Origin of the sequence: Pseudomonas sp. TWR3-1-1 (genome assembly GCF_049896545.1) — a bacterium.
Taxonomy (GTDB): Bacteria; Pseudomonadota; Gammaproteobacteria; order Pseudomonadales; family Pseudomonadaceae; genus Aquipseudomonas; species Aquipseudomonas weihenstephanensis.
This window is the reverse complement of the sequence record NZ_JAFCUO010000060.1, coordinates 1-514: the sequence shown is the minus strand read 5'-3', so window position 1 is coordinate 514 and position 514 is coordinate 1. Positions and strand designations below refer to the sequence as shown.

Genomic DNA, 514 nt, shown 5'->3' with positions numbered 1-514 from the left:
TCTTTCGCAGCCAACGCCGTGGTCGCCTCGACCGTTTCCATTCAACGCTCCGGTGGGTCCTCCTGGATTCGCAAAACCAAGTAAGGGATTCCCATGAATTTGAAGCAACTGAAAGCCAAAGGCGGGGTAGTCGACGCCACGCTGGTAAAGAAAGAAGTCATTTGGGCGCACGTTGACCCCAAAACGGGAAAGCCAGTGACTGACAAATTCACCGTGCATGTGCGCCGCCAGTCATTCGGTGTGATCGAGCGCCTGTTTGCGCCCGGTGAGGCCGAAGAAAGCCGCAACGCCAAGTACATTTCGGCCAGCGTGTTGCTGGGCGCCAACGGCGACGAGGTGCTGAGCTACGAAGATGCCTTCAGCCTAGAGTCGTCTTTGGGCTTTGCTATCCTCGCCGCAGTAAATGAAGCCAACGGCACCGGGAAGGAACAGGCAAAAAACTAAGCGCCTCCGACGAGTTCTGGCATGAACTGGTGCTGAACAATATCGGAGGCAACTCTGTTGCTGAAGCCAA

At 55.8% G+C, this 514-nt stretch carries 1 protein-coding gene; it reads left to right on the top strand.

Translation table 11 applies throughout. The features are described from left to right. Positions 1-93: 93 nt before the first annotated feature. The gene (locus ACP7A4_RS23200; protein WP_426248529.1) at positions 94-444 is read left to right on the top strand and encodes a phage tail assembly chaperone family protein, TAC; all 351 of its coding nucleotides are present in this window, start codon (positions 94-96) and stop codon (positions 442-444) included. Positions 445-514 lie beyond the last annotated feature (70 nt).